This is a genomic window from Thermocrispum municipale DSM 44069 (genome assembly GCF_000427825.1).
Taxonomy (GTDB): domain Bacteria; phylum Actinomycetota; class Actinomycetes; order Mycobacteriales; family Pseudonocardiaceae; genus Thermocrispum; species Thermocrispum municipale.
The window spans coordinates 45,861-63,973 of sequence record NZ_KE386594.1; the positions used below are offsets into that span (position 1 = coordinate 45,861).

An 18,113-nucleotide genomic window follows, 5' to 3' on the forward strand; every position below is an offset into this window, starting at 1 on the left:
CCGTGGTTCGCGGCTTGTGTGTCGGCGCACACGAATGGTTACCATCGGTCGATGCGGACACGGGACAAGAAAGCGCTCGAAGCGCTGTCCGCGTACTTGTCGCAGCTGTCCGGCGCGCCGAAACCCGAGGAACTCGCTGCGGTGATCGGTACGTCCACGGGCGCGACCGGGTGTGTCGTGAGCGTCGCGGACCAGCAGTTCCACTGGGGGGCAGGGGCGACGCGCTGGTCGCAGCACGAGGTCCACTTCGGTGGCGTGCCACAGGGGTCGATCGCCGTCGCCCCGGAGACGATCGGTCCGCTCCCCACCGTGCTGGAAGCGCTCGGGGCACCGATGCTGGCGATCCGCCTGTCGCTGGAGACCGAGCGGCTGCGCCGGGAAGGCGATGCCGCGGCCCGGGAGCTGCTCGACCACCGGTGGCGGGTCACGGTGGAAATGGAGCAGGAACGTCGGTCGCTCGAGCGCGATCTGCACGACGGGGCGCAGCATCATCTGGTGGCGCTGCGCATGATGATGTCGCTTGCCGAAAGTTCGCACGACGCCATTCATGATCGCCTGCCGACGCTGTTGACCAGGCTGGACACCGCCGAGCGGGTCCTGGTCGACACCGCCGCGGGGGTGCTGCCGCTGGCGCTGGCCACCGGCGGGTTGGCGGCTGGGCTGACGGCGGAACTGGCCGACCACGCCGACGTCACGTTGGACATCAGCCAGTTGCGTCGCACGTATTCGTCGGCCGTGGAAGCCGCGGTCTACTTCGCGGTGCTGGAGGCGGTCAACAACGCGCACAAGCACGCACCGGGCGCCGGCATCCAGGTGACGGTTCGTGACGTGGTCGATGCGCTGGAGTTCGTGGTCGCCGACACCGGTCCGGGCTTCACCGACGAGGCGGCGCTGAAGTCCGGCCTGCACAACATGCGTTCCCGCATCGGTGTGGTCGGCGGCGAGGTACGGATCGACTCGTCGTCGGACGGCACGATCATCTCCGGTCGCATCCCGCTCTGAGCTGCTCCGGCTCGGCCAGGAATCGGCTTTCTCCGCCGCACCAGGACGGGCCGCGGCCCTCGATCACGGAAAGTCGAGAAAAAGGAAATCGTCGAGCCTGGGGCAAGAATTTGTTCGCGACGCAACTGACGCCGTTCGAGCAATTCCCCGCGCGGTCAGCCCGGCGCCGGAGTGGATGATTCGGACAATGTGTCCAAGCATACGGGTCATGCTTCTGACCTGCGGAGATAGCCGATCGGCCGAGGCGAACTGTGGTCGGTTTCGACCGATCGACCGAGGCGCTCACGCGGCGCTCGGGCTTTCTGGCCGAAGTGTCTACGGGGCCGATTTCCTAGCGTTTCCGGTATGACGAACGCGCAGGTCATCGCCCTCATTTACGGGTTCATCGGATTCATTGTCATCGGCTCGATCGTTCTCCTGCCGTATGCGCTCGTGCAGCACACGCGGCACGGAAGAATCGACGGTCGCCAGGTGTTCGTTCTCGGCGCGTTCCTCCTGTATGCGTGCCTCGCGGTTGCGGCGGTCATGTTGCCGCTGCCGGACCCGTCGGCGCCGCGGCTGGAACAAACGGTCCAGTTGGTGCCGCTGCAGTGGATCGACGACATCGGTGCCGAGATGCACAAATACGGTCTGGCGCCGACTGTGGCCAACGCGCTGGCCACCCAGACGTTTCAGCAGGCCGCGCTGAACGTGCTGCTGTTCGTTCCGCTCGGCATGTACCTGCGTGCCACGTGGCGGCGCGGAGCGATCGGCGCCACCGCGATCGGAGCCGTCGTCTCGTTGACCATCGAGATCGCCCAGCTGACCGCGAACTTCGGCACCGCGCCGTTCGTCTACCGGATCTTCGACGTCGACGACATCATGAACAACACCGTCGGAGCGCTTCTGGGGTGGGTGGTGGCCTCGGCCGTGCTGGCGTTGCGCCAGGCCCGGCGCGTCGCCACACCGCACGTGCCCGTCCCGCGCCGTCCGATCACCGACCGCGCCGAGGCCAGGGTCGGCTGAGCGGAACCGTCGAGTCCATCTGCTGAGAAGTGCGCTCGCCTGGACGCGGCAGCAAAGTGCGCTCGCCCGGGCGGGGCAACGCACGGACACCATGGGCCGGGCCGCCACCCGAGCGGAACAACGAAAGCGCTCGGCTCGCAAGGAACCGAGCGCCACACTCCGAGCCGAAGCTGGTGACTTCTTGCTGACAGGCAAGCGGCGGCGCCTCCCACCCGGGAAGCGCCGCCGCGGTGTGCAGACGGCCGCCGGCTACTCCGCCACCTTCTCGTCGACCTCCTCGACGAGATCCTCGATGGCCTCGACGACCAGCTCGGGCTCGTCGAGATAGATGTGGTGGGCACTGTTCTCGGCCGTCTGCAGCGTGCTGTTGCCGGACAGCTTCAGCCACTTCTTCTGCCCGGCCTGCCATGCCTTCTCCAGCTGTTTGCCGTACTCCGGGGTCGCCTGCTCCAGGTACGGCTTGCCGTGCTGGATGACCCGGACCGGGATGTCGCCCGCCGACTTCACCGCACCGTCCGGAGTGGCCAGCATCTCCGGGTTCTGCCCCTCGGCCACGGCGACGATCTGCTGCCGCAGCTGCGCGGCCGGCCCTTCTGCCGACTCCGGAATCACCGCCTGGGTGTCGGCGACCACCGTCGGCGAGGTGGCGTCCAGCAGCATCACGCCCTTGACCTTGTCCGTGTGGTCCGGCGCGTACCGGCCGGTGATCAGCCCGCCGAACGAGTGGCCGACCAGCACGACCGGGTTGTCCGCGGCCACGTGGTCGATGACGCCGGTGACGACCTTGTCCACGGCCGCGAAGTCCTGCGGGCCCTTCGGCTTGTCGCTGGCGCCCTGGCCGAGTCGGTCGAACGAGCACACCTTGCGGTCCTCGCTCAGCGTCTTCTGGATGTCCGCGAACTTGGTCAGGTCGTCACCCAATCCGGCCAGCAGGAGGACGACCGGCTCGCCTGCATCCGACGTGCCCGCACACGAGACGTTCACCGACTGCCCGTCGACGGTGATCTTCTCGGCACCAGCGGGCTTGGCGGCGGACTTGGCAGGCGTGCCGGCGTCGGCGCCATCCGCTTCGGACGGGCTGCAACCGGACAGCGCGACCGCGGTGGCGACACAGCCGAGTGCGGCGATGCCGGCGGCTTTGGCGATTCGCAACGTGTTCAACCTTTCTGGGGTGGAGGTCCCACTGCACGCAGTGGCTTGTCACCCACACGGCCGCTTGACGTCGCCTAGTTCATGCGCACCGCGGTCCGGCACCGCACTTTGATCACTTCGTGTCCTTCACCCGACGTCGACGAGTCGTTCCGCGGTGGCCGCCAGTGCTTCGTACACTTCCCGATCCCGGCCGCCGGTGGTCGGTTGTTGCGCGCGGGAACGCCAGTAGCGCGCCGAGTGGTGCGCGGTCGCCTGCACCACCGCGAGATCGGCGTTCGGGCTCAGCCCGAGGCGCGCCCATGGCTCCGACCCGTGCGCGCCGAGCAGCCGGGCCGCCGCGGTGCGCACCTGGTCTCCGGCCATCCGCAGCACCGGCGTGTCGGGACGTTCGATGTCGTCGAGCAGATCGAGTTCGGTGATCTCGTGCCGCTCGGCGATGATCCGGTCGATCGTGTGGCGTAGTTCGTGCTCCACCGGCAGGCCGTCCATCAACCCGCGCATCGACACCAGTGCTCGGCGGGCGGCAATGATCGGCGCCTGCCCGCGGATGCGTTCGGCGACCTCGGTGACGGCGCACGCGTCGTCCGTCTCCACCAGCATGACCCGGTGCCGCCCGTACCGCAGCGTCGTGCGGAAGTCCTGTTGCGGTGCGGCAAGACAGACCACGCCGTCGATGGCGCCCCGCGGACCGTCGTCGGCGAGGAATTCGCGGGCGAGCGTGGCGTCCGGCGTCTCGTGCACCGGGATGACGCTGACGTTGGACAGTGACGGCAGGTTGATCTCGTCCCGGTTCGGCCCGTGCACCACCGCGATGCGGGGCGGCTTGATCATGCGTTCCGCCACCGCGAGCCAGGCCGCCCGCTCGGGTCCGTAGCCGACGTGTCTCCGCCCCTGCCTGGCCAGCTCCCACACCTGATGGAAAAGCGTGCTGTGCGCGTACTGCGCCGGCACGGTGTCCAGGTCGGGCGGAACGACCTGCTTCGCCAGCGTGATGTCCACGACCGCGCGCCCGCCGACGGTGGAGCACCGCATGGTGCCTCCGAGCACGGCAAGGCGGGCGGCGTCGTGGCCGAGCGCGGCACGCAACTCGTCGGCCGACATGTCCTCCTTGTCCGCGCTGATCCGCACCTGCAACGCCTCGTCGTGGCCGAACACGACCGAGATGGGCGAGCCGATGAAGTGCCTGCCCACGGTCTCCTGCTTGGCGGCGTAGAGGTTCAGCACGGACGCCACGGCGTGATACAAGCCGGACTCGATCTGCCACTCGACCCGCCTGCCCAGGTCGCCGTCGAACCGCACCGGCCTGGCCAGCGTGGCGGCGAGTTCCTCCAGCGCGGCCCGGGGACCGCGATCGGGCAGCATGGCCGGATAGACGCCCCGCACCGTGGTGCGAAACCGGTCGATCATCTCGTCGAGCGCAGCACGCACCTCGCCGAGCTCGTGCATCGCCGGCTCCGGTGGCAGCCCTTCGGCGAGCAGGTCGCGCAGGCGCCACAGGCGCGTGCGGATCGCGTCGAGGTCACGCAGGGTCGTCGTGGTCACCGCCTGCACGAGGCGGCGCCGCTCCAGCGCACGGACTTCGGCGTGGTGGACCTGGGCGGCGGCCAGCTCCGACCGCAGGAACTGGGCCCGTGCGGCGGCGCGCTGGTGGTGCTCCTGCAGCTGGTGCAGGATGCCTGCCGCGTTCGGCCACACCTTGTCCGCGCGCCTGGACCTACGCATGGCGACGTCAGCCGTCGATCTTCGACGCCCGCAGGTAGGTCAGCACGGCGAGCACGCGCCGGTGGTGCATCGTCTGATCCGCGGGCAGGCCGAGCTTGGCGAACACCGACGCGATGTGCTTTTCCACCACTTTGACCGAGACGAACAGCTCTTTGGCGATCGCGGCGTTCGACCGTCCTTCGGCCATGAGCCGCAGGACGTCCAGTTCCCGTTCGGTCAGTTTCGCCAGCGGGCTGTCGGTGCGTTCGGACGGGTTCTGCACCAGGCGTTTGGCCAGCACCGGTTCGATCACGATCTCCCCGGCGGCGATCCGGTCCAGCGTGTCGGCCAGCACCTGGACACCGGCGACGCGTTCCTTGAGCCGGTATCCGATGCGCTCGGCACCGATTTCCAGCGTTTTCATCAGATAGTGCGTCTCGGCGTAGTGGGACAGCAGCAACAATCCGACGTCCGGTTTGGCGGCGCGAATCCGGGCCGCGGTGGTCAGACCACCATCCGGCTCCGGCGGCATCCGGATGTCGAGAATGGCGACGTCGACATCGGTGGTCGACACGATGCCGAACAACGAATCGCCGTCGCCGACACACCCGACGACTTCGTGACCGGCGGCCTCCAGCAGCAACACCAGTCCTTCACGGAACAATGCGCCGTCTTCGGCGATGGCAACCTTCATGGCCGTGCCACCCGCGCTCGGCCCTTGTGCTCGACATGATCAGGGTTTTCGGTGATGCGCACCCGTACCAACCTCCTGCCCCGGACTCGCACCCGCACCACGGTGCCAGGGCTGAGCGTATTCAAGTGATCACACACCAGCAGACCCACCCGGGCGCGGGCCTGCGCGTGCAATTCGTACGACGGTAGATCGAGCTGGAGTTTCACGTCGCGGTGATCGGCGATCGCGGTCAGCGCCGCGCTGAAATCCGTGCCGCCCAGGACGGGAGGAAAAACGCTCTTGCCGACATCGCGGACGTGTTCCACGACGCGACACAACGTGGCGCGCACCGAACCGATCTTGTCGTCCAGATCCGGGTCGGCCGAGGCGACCGCGACCAGGTCGAGCTGCGCGGCGATCGCGGACATGCCCACCGCGACCTCGTCGTGCAGCCTGCGTTCGAGTTCGTACCGAAACGTCGTGGTTTCGGATGTGGGCACGCGCAACAGCCGCGGCAGACGACCTTCCCTCGCGGAGAACACCAGCGCGTAACCCGGCACCGGTCAAGATTGGCGAGTTTCCCCGGGCGGCTCAAGGGGGCCATCCCTGCCGGCCTGGGGGATAACCCGACATTTGCGTGGTGGCGGGGGTCGGGTGATCCGACATTCGCCTCGTGGGTGTTGTGTCGTGAGTGTTGTTCTGTGGGGCCAGTTTCGTGCCCGAGCGTGCGGCTCACTCGATAGGTCCAGTGCTGTAGACCGGATGGGGGTCTACGCTTATTGTTTGCTTGCGTTCGTCTGCACTTTCGTGCGGTTGGAAGGGTGCCGTCATGTGGTTCAGCGTGGGTATCGACCTCGGGACCTCATTCTCGTCGGCTGCCGTCGGAGGTCCGGGCGGTACCCGGATGGTGCCACTGTCGCCGAGCATGGTCGTGCCGTCAGTGGCCTGTCCAGGACCGAACGGTTCGGTGTTGACCGGGCTGGACGCCCTCCAGGCAGCGACGGATCCCGCGTCTCTGGCCAGGGGGTTCAAACGCAGGCTCGGTGATCCGTCCCGGTTGGTTCTGGGTGGGGCGTCGTTCTCCCCGGCTGCGCTCATGGCGGCCCAGCTGCGCGACGTGCTCGCCGCGGTGAACCGCCATCAAGGCGGTGTGCCGACGTCAATCGTGCTGACCTGCCCGGCGATCTGGGGCCCCTACCGGCGGGAGCATTTCGCCGAGGTTCCGAAGTTGGCCGGGGTGAAGAGCTACCGGCTGGTGACCGAGCCGGAAGCGGCCGCGACCCACTACTCGAACGAGCGCAGGCTCGGCGAAGGTGAAGTGGTCGCGGTCTACGACCTCGGCGGCGGCACGTTCGACACCACGATCCTGCGCGTGCGTGGCGGGCGGATGGAGATCCTCGGCACGCCGGAAGGCATCGAGCACATGGGCGGCGTCGACTTCGACGAGACACTGCTCGCCAACATCGACGAGCGGCTCGACGGCGCCATCACCGAGCTGGACGAGGAGGATCCGGAGCACGCCACCGCGCTGGCCAAGATCCGCGCCATGGTGGTCAAGGCCAAGGAGGACCTGTCCATCGAACCGGACGTGACGCTGTCGGTGCCGTTGCCGTCCGGACCGCGCGAGCTGACCATCTCCCGGCTGGAGTTCAACGACATGATCCGGCCGTCGGTGGAGCTGACGGCCGAGACGTTGCAGCGCACGGTGACCAACGCGGGCCTGCAGCCGAACGATCTGTCCGGGATCCTGCTGGCAGGCGGCTCGTCCCGCATCCCGCTGGTTCCGCAGCTGATCTCCAAGGAGTTCGGCAGGCCGGTGCGGGTGAGCCTGCATCCGAAGTTCACGGTGGCGCTCGGTGCGGCCTCGATCGCCGCCCGCATGGCGTCCGAGCCGCCGCGCGCGTCCGGGACCGGTCCGATGCCGGTGCCGCCCGCGGCACAGCACGCACCGGCTCCGGGCGGGGCTGCTCCAGCGGGAGTGCCCGCCACAGCCGCGTTCGGGCAGCCGGCGAACGGGGTGGGGGAGCCGAAGCGTCGCGGAACCCGCATCGCGCTGGTCGCGGCGGCGGTCGTGGCGGTCGTCGCGCTCGTGACAACCGTGGTGTTGCTTTCCCGGAGCCCGGACGGCGACAACGAAGCGGCCGGCGCGTCCGGGGGGACGGTCTCGGCAGGCGCATCCACCGAAGCGGAACGTGTCGCGGACGAGACGCGCGCGCCGTTGCCGTCCAGCGCCGCGGCTCCCGGCTCCGCCGGCGCCGACATGAAGCCCGGCAGCGCGCCGAGCAACTCACCGGGCCCGCTGAAGGTGTTCGACGGCGCGGCCGTGTCCCCGTGGGCCGGTTTCATCGGGTCGTTGGAGACGAACTGGAGCGGCACCGACCTGACCAACGGCACCGTCCGGGACGGCTCGCTGACCGCGCGGGTGGACGACCAGGGGGTGCACGCCAGCTGGAACGGCAGTGGCCCCGCCCAGCTGTACTTCCAGAGCTCCCCGGATGCCAGCAAGGCGAGGGACTTGTCGCGCTACTTCAGCTCCGACGGCGCGATCACGTTCGACGTCGCGGTGCACAAGCGACCGACCAAGGTGACGTCGCTGGAGCTGCACTGTGTGCACCCGTGCCGGTCCACCGTGTCGATCGACAAGGTGCTCAAGCGGCTGGACACCGGGAAGAAGACCACGGTCACCATCCCGTTGTCCTGCTTCACCCGCAAGCAGGAGTACGACTGGAACCCGAAGCGGGTCAACACCGCGTGGCTGGTCTACACCGAGGGCGCGTTGTCGGCAACCTTCTCCGACATTCGGTGGGAGGCCGAGGCAGGCGGCAGTCAGGACGCGGTCTCGTGCGACGACCTGCTGTGACCTGAGCACGACACGACGAAAGCCCGGCGAATCGCTCGCCGGGCTTTCGTCACCCTCGACGAGGGCCGAGCAGTCGCCGGGCCCTCGTGGTCGGCCGACTCAGAACGCGGAGAAGCCGAACACCGTGGTGGAGCGGAACTCCTCACCGGGCCGCAGCACGGTGGACGGGAAGTTCGGTTGGTTCGGCGAGTCCGGGAAGTGCTGGGTCTCCAGGCAGAACGCATCGCCCTGTCGGTAGGCCCGGTCGCCGATGCCGGTGAACGTGCCGTCCAGGAAGTTGCCCTGGTACAGCTGAACGCCCGGCTGATCGGTCTTCACCGTCAGCTTGCGGCCGCTGCGCGGGTCCCAGGCCTTCGCGGCCACCCGGAAACCCTTGCCGTTGAGCACCCAGTTGTGGTCGTAGCCGCGGCCGAAGCCCAGCTGCTCGTGGTCGTCCCGGTTGCGCTCACCGAACCGGTGCGGCTTGGTGAAGTCGAACGGCGTCCCGGCCACCGGCACGATCTCCCCGGTGGGGATCAGCGTCTCGTCGACCGGCGTGAACCTGTCGGCGTTGAGGTACAGGTACTGGTCGTCGACCGTGCCGCTGCCTTCCCCGGCCAGGTTGAAGTAGGTGTGGTTGGTCAGGTTGAGCACGGTCGCCTTGCCGGAGACCGTGGCGTGGTAGTCGACGCGCAGCTCGTCGCGGCGATTGAGCAGGTATGTCGCGGTGGTGGTCAGCTCACCGGGGAAGCCCATCTCACCGTCCGGGCTGACGTAGGTGAACTCCACACCGATCGCGTCGGGCTTCTCCACGACCTTGGTCGACCAGATGCGCTTCTCGAAGCCCTCCGGGCCGCCGTGCAGCGCGTTGTCGCCGTCGTTGGTCGGGATCTGGTAGGTCTCGCCGTCCAGCGTGAACGTGCCACCTGCGATCCGGTTGGCATACCGGCCGATGGTCGCGCCGAAACTCGGGCTGAGCTCGAGATAGTCGTCGATGTTGTCGAAGCCGAGGCTGATGTTGGTGACCCGGCCGCGGCGGTCCGGTACCTCCAGCCGCTGCACCGTGGCGCCCCAGGTCAGCATCGACACGGTCATCCGGCCGTTGCTGAAGATGTACACGTCGACCTGGTCACCGTCCGGCGTGGTGCCGAACTTCTCCTTGCGGATGGTGAACTTGCCTCGGCTCGGCTTGGCGCTCGCGCTGCCGCTCATCGCCGATGCCACGGGAATCCCGACGCCCAGCGCGCCCGCGGCGCGCAGCACATTCCTCCGGTCGACACCTGACATCGTCGCCTCACTTCCTTGTGTCGGGTTATCAGGTTTCCGGCACCGTCACGAATCCCTTGCCGACCAACCAGTCCAGCGCCACCTTCCCGGGATCCTCACCGTCGATGTCGACACGTTTGCACAGCTCGATCATCTGCTCGTTGGTCATCGCATCGGAGATCGGCTCGAGCACGTCACGAATCTTCGGGTGAGCTCGCAAGAACGACGTGCGCAGCGTGACCGCCGCGTTGTACTGCGGGAACGCCTTCTTGTCGTCCTCCAGTACGCGCAGTCCGAGCCCGGCGATCCGGCCGTCGGTGGTGAAGATCTCGCCGATGTTGCACGTCCCGCTGTCCACCGCGGCATAGATCGCGCCGGTGCCGAACTGCTTGATCACGGGGTCGGAGAATCCGTACTTCTTCACCGCCGCCGGGAATCCGTCGCGCCGGCTGATGAACTCGGTCTCCAGGCAGAAGACCGCTTCGTCCGGATTCTTCTTCAGAAACGCCGCCAGATCGGAGTTGGTGCGCAGATTGTGCTTCTTGGCGTACTCCTCGGTGACGGCGAAACCGTACTGGTCGTTCAGCGGGGAGTACTTCAACCACGTCACGCCGTTCTTCTTGGCGTCCAGCTCGGCGCTGGCCTTGTACTGGGCCTCTTCGCCGCCGGGCACCGGAAGCTCGTGGCCCTCGTAGTTGATCCAGAGCGTGCCGGTGTACTCCCACGAGATGTCAATCTGCCCGCTCAGCAACGCCTGCCGGGAGGTGTTGGAACCCTTGATGTCCGAAAGGTCTTGCACGTCTGCCCCTGCGGCCGACAGCGCCAGTTCCGCCAGGTAGGCGAGCAGGATCTGTTCGGTGAAGTCCTTCGACCCGACGGTGATCGAGACGCCTTCGAGCTCGGGAACGTGCGGGATCTTGCCCGGCTGGACGTCGAACGGCAGGGCGGCGTTGGTGGTCAAGCCGCAGCCTGCCGACGTCAGCACCACCGACGCCGCGGCCAGCAGTGCGGTCAGTGCCCTGCGCGCACGCCTCATCGCAGTCCTTTCGGTCCGAGATACTGCTCGGCCACGGAGCCGAGCCAGTCCACCATCAGTGCCAGCGCGACCGCGAGCACCGCGCCGGTGATCAGCAACGGCGGGCGGTTCAGCTTGTAGCCGGTGTCGATCAGCACGCCGAACCCGCCCGCGTCCACGAATGCGGCGAATGTCGCGGTGCCCACGGCCAGCACCAGCGACGTACGCAGGCCGGCCAGGATCAACGGCACGGCGAGCGGCATCTCGATCCGGGCCAGCACCGCGCCCGAGGACATCCCGATGCCCCGCCCGGCGTCGATGAGGGCCGGGTCGACCTCCTGCAGGCCGACCATGGTGTTGCGCAACACCGGCAGCAACGAATAGAAGGCCAGCGGCAGCACGACCACCCACAGCCCGCCTTCGGCCCCGGTCAGCAGGAAGAACAGCACCACCACGCCGAGCGCCGGCGCTGCCTGGCCGATGTTGGCGAATCCGATGAAGATCGGAGCCAGCCGTCGCCATCCGGGCCGGGTGAGCAGGACGCCGAGCGGGACGGCGATGACCACGACCAGCGCGGACACCAGCACGGTGATGAGCATGTGCTCGTACAGCATGGTCAGCAGGGACGGACCGTTGAGTGTCTCGCGGTCGGTGGCGTCGAGGTCCTGGCTGAACGCCCAGATCAGCACGGCGGCGACCAGCACGAGCACGATCGCAGGCTGGGCAAGCAGCCGGACCCGTTCCGCCCGCCGCGAGCTCGACTCGGTGGAGAACCCGAGGGTGGTGGTCATTGCTCCTCCTGCGCGGCGCCGTCGTCGTTGCGCTCTTCGCGCAAGGTCTGGATGGTGTCGATGACCGTCTCCAGGTGGATCGTGCCCGCGTACTGGCCTTGTGGACCGGTCACCGGTACGGCCCCGCCCTCGGCCAGCATCGCCTCCAGGGCGTCCTGCAACGTCGACTGTGTGCTCACCATGTCGCGCAGCGGCTTGCCCGCCGTCGCCAGCGACGTCGCCCTGGGCAGGTCACGCGCGTGCACCCAGCGGCTCGGCCGGTTGCGGCGGTCGAGCACCAGCGCATAGAGGTGACGCGAATTGGCCAGCTTCTCCCGCACCGCGGCGGGCGACTCGTCGACGCTGACCGTCACCGCTTCCTGGCGCAGCTCGACGTCCCGCACGCGCAGCAGGGTGAGCTGCTTGAGCGAGGCGCCCGCACCGACGAAGCCGGCGACGGTGTCGTCCGCCGGGTTGGCCAGGATGGCCTCGGGGGTGTCGTACTGCAGGATCTTCGACGAGTTGCCCAGCACCGCGATCTTGTCGCCGAGCTTGACCGCTTCGTCGAAGTCGTGCGTGACGAACACGATCGTCTTGTGCAGCTCGTCCTGCAGGCGCAGCAACTCGTCCTGCAGGTTGCCCCTGGTGATGGGGTCCACCGCGCCGAACGGCTCGTCCATCAGCAGCACCGGCGGATCCGCCGCCAACGCCCGCGCGACGCCGACGCGCTGTTGCTGGCCGCCGGACAGTTGCCGCGGGTACCGGTTGCGGAACGTGTCGACGTCCAGGCCGACGAGGTCGAGCAGTTCGTCCACCCGGTCGGCGATCTTCTTCTTGTCCCAGCCGAGCAGCCCGGGCACGACGCCGATGTTCTGCGCCACGGTGAAGTGCGGGAACAGGCCGGCTTGCTGGATGGCGTAGCCGATCTTGCGACGCAGCTTGTCCGGGTTGAGCGACTGGGTGTCCTCGCCGTCGATGCGGATGGTGCCCGACGTCGGCTCGATCAGCCGGTTGATCATCCGCATCGTGGTGGTCTTGCCACACCCGGACGGCCCGACCAAGATGACGATCTTGCCCGCCGGGATCGTCATCGTCACGTCGTCCACCGCGGGGTTCTTGCTGCCCGGGTAGCGCTTGGTGACGTTGGTCAGGGTGATCTCCGCGCCGGTCGTGGTGCTCTCCGCGGCCCCGCCGGGCTGCACACTTTCCTGGGATTCGGTCACGTCAGTCACGGATGCCCCTCGGTGTGGTCAGACGATTGATGAGCAGGTAGATGCCGTCCAGCACCAGCGCGAGGATGACCACGCCGATGGTTCCGGCCAGAGCTTGGTTGGTGGCGTTGGCACTGCCCGCGCGGGTGAGGCCGGCGAACACCTCGGAGCCGAGTCCCGGGCCCTTGGCGTAGGCGACCACCACGGCGATACCCATCAGCATCTGGGTCGCCACCCGCATGCCCGCCAGGATCGCGGGCCAGGCCAACGCGAGCTCGATCCTGGTGAGCACGCTGATCCGGCTCATCCCGATGCCGCGGGCGGCGTCCACGATGGCCGGATTGACCCCGGACAGCCCCACGATGGTGTTACGCACGATGGGCAGCAGGCCGTACAGCACCAGCACGGTCATCGACGGCGCCACGCCGAGTCCGAGGACCGGAATCAGCAGACCGAGCAGCGCGAACGACGGAATCGTCAGCACCGCACTGGCCAGCGCGGTGGCGATCGCCGACCCCGCGGGGGAGCGATAGACCGCGATTCCGATGCCCACACCCAGCAGCGTCGCCAACAACGTTGCCTGGACGACCTCGCTGGTGTGCAGCCAGGCCTGCAACGACAGTTTGTCCCAGCGATCGACGACGTATTCCCACAGGTTCAAAACGGCTCCGCCTTTCTCAGCCGGTGGGTGGTGGCCAAGTCTAGCCAGCGGGTCAACGTATTCAAGGAATTCTCGGCGCGGCGGCGCGGCGATGAAGATCGCGCACTTGTGTGCGTTATGCCCGAATCGGGCAAATCTCGGTAGTAGCCGTCTGACCAGCCGAAATACCATTGATCGGGCTCGAATTCGGCTCGCCTCCAGGTGGGTGAAATGGGTTGTGATCGCGGGAGCGATCCAGCCGGTTCAAGATCGGAGAATGTGATCCAACTGTCGCCCCGGTGTGCCATAGCCGATGAGATGTGAGAACCTGTGCGATTTGCCGACGTGATCTTCGGGATGTGCGCGCGTGCGACGAACGCGCGCCCCGAGGCGGTGGAATACGTGTGCGGCCGCTCGGTCACCCTCGGCGGGACGGGCCGTGGCAATTCCTGAATTCGATATGCGCAACGGTTGCGTATCGTGATCGGTCATGGCTGCCGGGTGGGGTGGGAGCGGCCATCGGCCGCGCGAGCCGCGGACCGGATCCAGCTGGACGCGACGCCGAGTCCCGGGGTCGAGCGGACCGGATCCAGCCGGACGCGACGCCGAGTCACCGGGGTCGCGCGATGCGGCGTGCGCGATATTCGGCTGAGCCGGCCGAGCCGGGCCGGATAGGCTGGTTACTCGATGTCACTTACCCCCTCTTCGCTGCGCCGGCGCACCGGCGAGCTCATGTTGCGCGATCGCCCTCGGTTCCGCCGGCGGCTCGACAAAGCGCGCAGCGAGCAAGCGCTGAGCGCGATCGCGGCCGACCTGGAGGCCGCCGAACGCCTGGTGCAGAGCCGCCGGGACAGCGTGCCGAAGGTGACCTACCCGCCGCAGCTGCCGGTCAGTCAGCGGGTGGACGACCTGGCGCGGGTCATCGCGGAGAACCAGGTGGTGGTCGTCGCGGGGGAGACCGGCTCGGGCAAGACCACCCAGCTGCCCAAGATCTGCCTGGACATCGGGCGCGGCGTGCACGGCATGATCGGCCACACCCAGCCGCGGCGGATCGCCGCCCGCACGGTGGCCGAACGCATCGCGAGCGAGCTGAACACCGAGGTGGGCGACGCGGTCGGCTGGCAGGTCCGGTTCACCGACCAGGTCAGCGACCGGACGTTGGTCAAGGTCATGACCGACGGCATCCTGCTCGCCGAGATCCAGCGGGACCGGATGCTGCGCTCGTACGACACGATCATCATCGACGAGGCGCACGAGCGCAGCCTGAACATCGACTTCCTGCTCGGCTACCTCAAACGGCTGCTGCCGAAGCGACCGGACCTGAAGCTGATCATCACCTCGGCGACGATCGACCCGGAGCGGTTCGCCCGGCATTTCGCCACCGACGGCAAGCCCGCGCCGATCGTGGAGGTCTCCGGCCGCACGTACCCGGTCGAGGTCCGCTACCGGCCGGTGGTCGACCCGGAGGACCCGGCGACCCAGGATCGCGACCAGATCCAGGCGATCTGCGACGCGGTGCGTGAGCTGCAAGCCGAAGGGCCCGGCGACATCCTGGTCTTCCTGTCCGGTGAGCGGGAGATCAGGGACACCGCCGATGCGCTGAACGCGATGGAGTTGCGCGACACCGAGGTGCTGCCGTTGTACTCCCGGCTGGCGGCGGCCGAGCAGCATCGGGTCTTCCAGCCGCACCGCGGCCGACGCATCGTGCTCGCCACCAACGTGGCGGAGACGTCGCTGACCGTTCCCGGCATCAAATACGTCATCGACCCGGGCACGGCGCGGATCTCGCGCTACAGCCACCGGCTCAAGGTGCAGCGCCTGCCGATCGAACCGATTTCCCAGGCGTCGGCCAACCAGCGCAAAGGCCGCTGTGGCCGGACGTCGGACGGCATCTGCATCCGGCTGTACTCCGAGGAAGACTTCGCATCGCGGCCGGAGTTCACCGACCCGGAGATCCTGCGCACCAACCTGGCGTCGGTCCTGTTGCAGATGGCGTCGGCAGAGCTGGGTGACATCGCCGACTTCCCGTTCATCGATCCGCCGGACCGGCGGCAGGTCGCCGACGGCCTCGCCCTGCTGCGGGAGCTCGGGGCGCTCGAGGGCAACAAACTCACCTCGGTGGGCAGGCAGCTCGCCCGCCTCCCGGTCGACCCGCGGATGGCCCGCATGGTCGTGCAGGCCCACCGCAACGGCTGCCTGCGCGAAGTCCTGGTCATCGCCGCCGCGCTGTCGATCCAGGATCCGCGCGAACGACCGGCCGAACATCAGCAGGCGGCGGACGCCCTGCACGCCAGGTTCGCCGACCAGACGTCGGACTTCCTCAGCTACCTGAACCTGTGGGACTACCTGCGGGAGAAGCAGCGCGAGCTGTCGTCCAGCCGGTTCCGCAGGCTGTGCAAGCAGGAGTACCTCAACTACGTGCGCGTACGCGAATGGCAGGACTTGTACGCGCAGCTGCGGGACACCGCCAAGCAAGTCGGTATCACCGCAGGCAAACGCACCGGGCGTGCGGACTACCAGAGCATCCACACCAGCCTGCTGGCCGGCCTGCTGTCCCACGTCGGGCTCAAGGATCCGGAGACCCGAGACTTCCTGGGCGCCCGCAACGGCCGGTTCGCCGTGTTTCCCGGGTCGGCCTTGTTCCGCAAGACCCCGCGCTGGGTGATGGCCGCCGAGCTGGTGGAGACCACCAGGTTGTGGGGTCGGATCTGCGCCAAGATCGAGCCGGAGTGGGTCGAGTCGCTGGCCGGCCACCTGGTGAAACGGCGCTACGCCGAGCCGCACTGGGAGCGCAAGCGGGGCGCGGTCGTGGCCTACGAGACGGTGACGCTCTACGGCGTTCCGCTGGTGTCCGGGCGCAAGGTCGACTACGCCAGGATCGAACCGGAGCTGTGCCGCGAGCTGTTCATCCGGCATGCGCTGGTCGAGGGCGACTGGGACACCCACCACGCGTTCTTCCACGCCAACCGCAAACGGCTCGGTGAGGTCGAGGAGCTGGAACACCGGGCCCGTCGCCGCGACATCCTGGTCGACGACCACGCGCTGTTCGAGTTCTACGACGCCCGCATCCCCGACCACGTGGTGTCCGCGCGGCACTTCGACGCGTGGTGGAAGAAGGAACGTCGCAAGCGTCCGTCGCTGCTGGACTTCGACCCCACGATGCTGGTCACCGAGGCCGCCGCGGACATCAGCGACGAGGACTACCCGCAGCACTGGCCGCAGGGCGAGCTGGATCTGCCACTGACGTACCAGTTCGAGCCGGGTTCGGACGCCGACGGCGTGACGGTGCACATCCCGCTCGAGGTGCTCAACCAGGTCGAGGACCGCGGCTTCGAGTGGCTGGTGCCGGGCATGCGCGAGGAACTGATCACCGCACTGATCAAGACGTTGCCGAAGCGGCTGCGCCGCGAACTGGTGCCCGCTCCCGACACCGCGAAGGCCGTGCTCGGGCCCCTGGAGGAGCACGACGGTCCGCTGCTGCCTGCGCTCAGCCACGAACTGCTCAGGCTGAAGGCCGTCGACGTTCCGGTCGACGCGTGGGACCTGGCCGCGTTGCCCGATCACCTGCGGATGACCTTCCGGGTCGTCGACGGCAAGGGCCGCACGCTCGGCGAAGGCAAGGATCTCGATGCGCTGCGGCAGCGTCTGGCACCCAAGGTGCAGACGGCGATCGCGCGGGCCGCCGAGAAGATCGAGCGACGCGGGCTCACCTCGTGGGAGCTCGACGAGTTGCCGCGGGAGTTCAGCAGCCGGACTCGCGGCTCGACCGTGCAAGGGTATCCGGCGTTGACCGACGCCGGCGAGGCCGTCGACGTGCGGGTCTATCCCACGGAGGGCGAGCAGAAGGCAGCGATGTGGCGCGGCACCCGCAAGCTGATCCTGCTCAACGTCCCGTCGCCGAAGAAACTGCTGCGCCAGGCGTTGACCAGCAAGGAGAAGTTGCAGCTGGCGCACAACCCGCACGGCAGTGTGGCCGGGCTGCTGGAGGACTGCATCGCCTGCGCGGCTGATCACTTGATGGCCGAGGCAGGGGGACCGGCCTGGGACGCCGACGGCTTCGCCAAGCTCACCGACGCGGTCCGCGCCGGTCTCGGGCCGACGCTGCTGGAGACGGTCGAGCGGGTGCGCCGCGTTCTCGTCGCCTGGCACGACGTGCGGACCGGGCGCGAGGCCATGCGTGGCTTCGACGAGGCGATGGCGGACATCGACGAACAGGTGGGTGGGCTGGTCTACGACGGGTTCATCGCGGACAGCGGGTTCGAGCGACTGCCGGACATCGAGCGCTACCTGCGCGCGGTGCAGCGCAGACTGGAGAAGCTGCCGCGGGACGGCGCGCGGGACACGCAGCGGATGCGCATCGTGCGTGACCTGACCGAGGAGTACCGCGCCCTGGTGGCCGAGGTGCCGCCGGGTCACGACGTGCCCGCCGAGCTGAACAACATTCGCTGGATGCTGGAGGAGCTGCGGGTCAGCTTCTTCGCGCAGACGCTGGGGACGGCGTACCCGGTGTCGGAGAAGCGGGTGATCCGGGCGCTGGACGTGTCCCGCGTCAAGAATCTGGCTCAGTTTTCTTGGATGAAAGTTGTGCTTGTTGATCTTGCTGGTGGATCTCGATCGGTCGTTGCATGCCGAGTGCCTCGTGGGGGCGGATGTGGTTGAACACGTGCCGGTAGCGCTCGGCCTCGGCGGCGAGGGTCTGCCCGTCGTCGATCTCCATCCGGTAGAGGTGCTCGTACTTCAGCGATCCGAATGCCCGTTCCCGCACGCCGTTCTGGCCGGGTGAGCGACGCCGGGTGCGGATGTGGAGCAGCTCGGGGCGAGAGGCGATGAACGCGGCGA

At 68.1% G+C, this 18,113-nt stretch carries 14 protein-coding genes; 4 read left to right on the top strand and 10 right to left on the bottom strand.

Translation table 11 applies throughout. The features are described from left to right. Nucleotides 1-51: 51 nt before the first annotated feature. On the top strand, nt 52-1,002 hold the full coding sequence (locus YWM_RS25445; RefSeq protein ID WP_028852264.1) for a sensor histidine kinase: 951 nt from the start codon (nt 52-54) through the stop codon (nt 1,000-1,002). A gap of 345 nt (nt 1,003-1,347) precedes the next feature. Next, nucleotides 1,348-2,007 carry a VanZ family protein gene (locus YWM_RS0120535; RefSeq protein ID WP_028852265.1) on the top strand — a complete coding sequence of 220 codons (660 nt, stop codon included), beginning with the start codon at nt 1,348-1,350 and terminating at the stop codon, nt 2,005-2,007. A 249-nt stretch (nt 2,008-2,256) separates the two neighbouring features. Here the strand turns inward: YWM_RS0120535 and YWM_RS24840 are convergent, their stop codons facing one another. From YWM_RS24840 to YWM_RS0120555, 4 genes are all read right to left on the bottom strand, one after another. After that, entirely contained in the window at nt 2,257-3,159 is a 903-nt protein-coding gene (locus YWM_RS24840; protein WP_043662066.1) for an alpha/beta fold hydrolase, read from the bottom strand. Between the two features lie 126 nt (nt 3,160-3,285). Then, nucleotides 3,286-4,881, bottom strand: coding sequence for a hypothetical protein (locus YWM_RS0120545; RefSeq protein WP_028852266.1), 1,596 nt, complete (start codon nt 4,879-4,881; stop codon nt 3,286-3,288). Nucleotides 4,882-4,888: 7 nt separating this feature from the next. Further along, nucleotides 4,889-5,554 (bottom strand): response regulator transcription factor, encoded by a 666-nt coding sequence (locus YWM_RS0120550; RefSeq protein WP_028852267.1) that lies wholly within the window; start codon nt 5,552-5,554, stop codon nt 4,889-4,891. After that, nucleotides 5,551-6,093: a histidine kinase gene (locus YWM_RS0120555; protein ID WP_028852268.1), complete on the bottom strand. Its 543-nt coding sequence runs from the start codon at nt 6,091-6,093 to the stop codon at nt 5,551-5,553. The genes YWM_RS0120550 and YWM_RS0120555 overlap by 4 nt, the downstream gene beginning before the upstream one ends. A gap of 365 nt (nt 6,094-6,458) precedes the next feature. Between YWM_RS0120555 and YWM_RS26325 the strand changes: the two genes are divergently transcribed. Beyond that, a complete protein-coding gene (locus YWM_RS26325) occupies nt 6,459-8,393 on the top strand; it encodes an Hsp70 family protein (RefSeq protein WP_169721021.1) in 1,935 nt (644 codons plus the stop codon). 99 nt (nt 8,394-8,492) lie between these two features. Here the strand turns inward: YWM_RS26325 and YWM_RS0120565 are convergent, their stop codons facing one another. Genes YWM_RS0120565 through YWM_RS0120585 form a run of 5 tightly spaced genes read right to left on the bottom strand, consistent with a single transcriptional unit; the run spans nt 8,493 to nt 13,295 of the window. Further along, the gene (locus YWM_RS0120565) at nt 8,493-9,659 is read right to left on the bottom strand and encodes an aldose epimerase family protein (RefSeq protein ID WP_028852269.1); all 1,167 of its coding nucleotides are present in this window, start codon (nt 9,657-9,659) and stop codon (nt 8,493-8,495) included. A 28-nt stretch (nt 9,660-9,687) separates the two neighbouring features. After that, nucleotides 9,688-10,674, bottom strand: a complete 987-nt coding sequence (locus tag YWM_RS0120570; protein ID WP_043662069.1) for a glycine betaine ABC transporter substrate-binding protein — start codon at nt 10,672-10,674, stop codon at nt 9,688-9,690. Then, nucleotides 10,671-11,444, bottom strand: a complete 774-nt coding sequence (locus tag YWM_RS0120575) for an ABC transporter permease (RefSeq protein WP_028852271.1) — start codon at nt 11,442-11,444, stop codon at nt 10,671-10,673. Before YWM_RS0120575 ends, YWM_RS0120570 begins: the two co-directional genes overlap by 4 nt. Beyond that, nucleotides 11,441-12,646: an ABC transporter ATP-binding protein gene (locus YWM_RS0120580; RefSeq protein ID WP_245566121.1), complete on the bottom strand. Its 1,206-nt coding sequence runs from the start codon at nt 12,644-12,646 to the stop codon at nt 11,441-11,443. Before YWM_RS0120580 ends, YWM_RS0120575 begins: the two co-directional genes overlap by 4 nt. 1 nt (nt 12,647) lies before the next feature. Further along, nucleotides 12,648-13,295, bottom strand: coding sequence for an ABC transporter permease (locus YWM_RS0120585; protein WP_028852273.1), 648 nt, complete (start codon nt 13,293-13,295; stop codon nt 12,648-12,650). 666 nt (nt 13,296-13,961) lie between these two features. Here YWM_RS0120585 and hrpA point away from each other — a divergent pair. Next, nucleotides 13,962-17,933 (top strand): ATP-dependent RNA helicase HrpA, encoded by a 3,972-nt coding sequence (gene hrpA, locus YWM_RS24850; protein ID WP_084612575.1) that lies wholly within the window; start codon nt 13,962-13,964, stop codon nt 17,931-17,933. Here the strand turns inward: hrpA and YWM_RS25955 are convergent. Then, nucleotides 17,824-18,113: integrase core domain-containing protein (locus YWM_RS25955; protein ID WP_156914872.1), on the bottom strand; the 290-nt coding region annotated here is incomplete at its 5' end. The two genes, hrpA and YWM_RS25955, sit on opposite strands and share 110 nt — an antisense overlap.

Coding starts and splice junctions, on each gene's coding strand:
- YWM_RS25445 (WP_028852264.1), top strand. CDS start 52: ATGCGGACACGGGACAAGAAAGCGCTCGAAGCGCTGTCCGCGTACTTG.
- YWM_RS0120535 (WP_028852265.1), top strand. CDS start 1,348: ATGACGAACGCGCAGGTCATCGCCCTCATTTACGGGTTCATCGGATTC.
- YWM_RS0120545 (WP_028852266.1), bottom strand. CDS start 4,881: ATGCGTAGGTCCAGGCGCGCGGACAAGGTGTGGCCGAACGCGGCAGGC.
- YWM_RS0120550 (WP_028852267.1), bottom strand. CDS start 5,554: ATGAAGGTTGCCATCGCCGAAGACGGCGCATTGTTCCGTGAAGGACTG.
- YWM_RS26325 (WP_169721021.1), top strand. CDS start 6,459: ATGGTCGTGCCGTCAGTGGCCTGTCCAGGACCGAACGGTTCGGTGTTG.
- YWM_RS0120565 (WP_028852269.1), bottom strand. CDS start 9,659: ATGTCAGGTGTCGACCGGAGGAATGTGCTGCGCGCCGCGGGCGCGCTG.
- YWM_RS0120570 (WP_043662069.1), bottom strand. CDS start 10,674: ATGAGGCGTGCGCGCAGGGCACTGACCGCACTGCTGGCCGCGGCGTCG.
- YWM_RS0120575 (WP_028852271.1), bottom strand. CDS start 11,444: ATGACCACCACCCTCGGGTTCTCCACCGAGTCGAGCTCGCGGCGGGCG.
- hrpA (WP_084612575.1), top strand. CDS start 13,962: ATGTCACTTACCCCCTCTTCGCTGCGCCGGCGCACCGGCGAGCTCATG.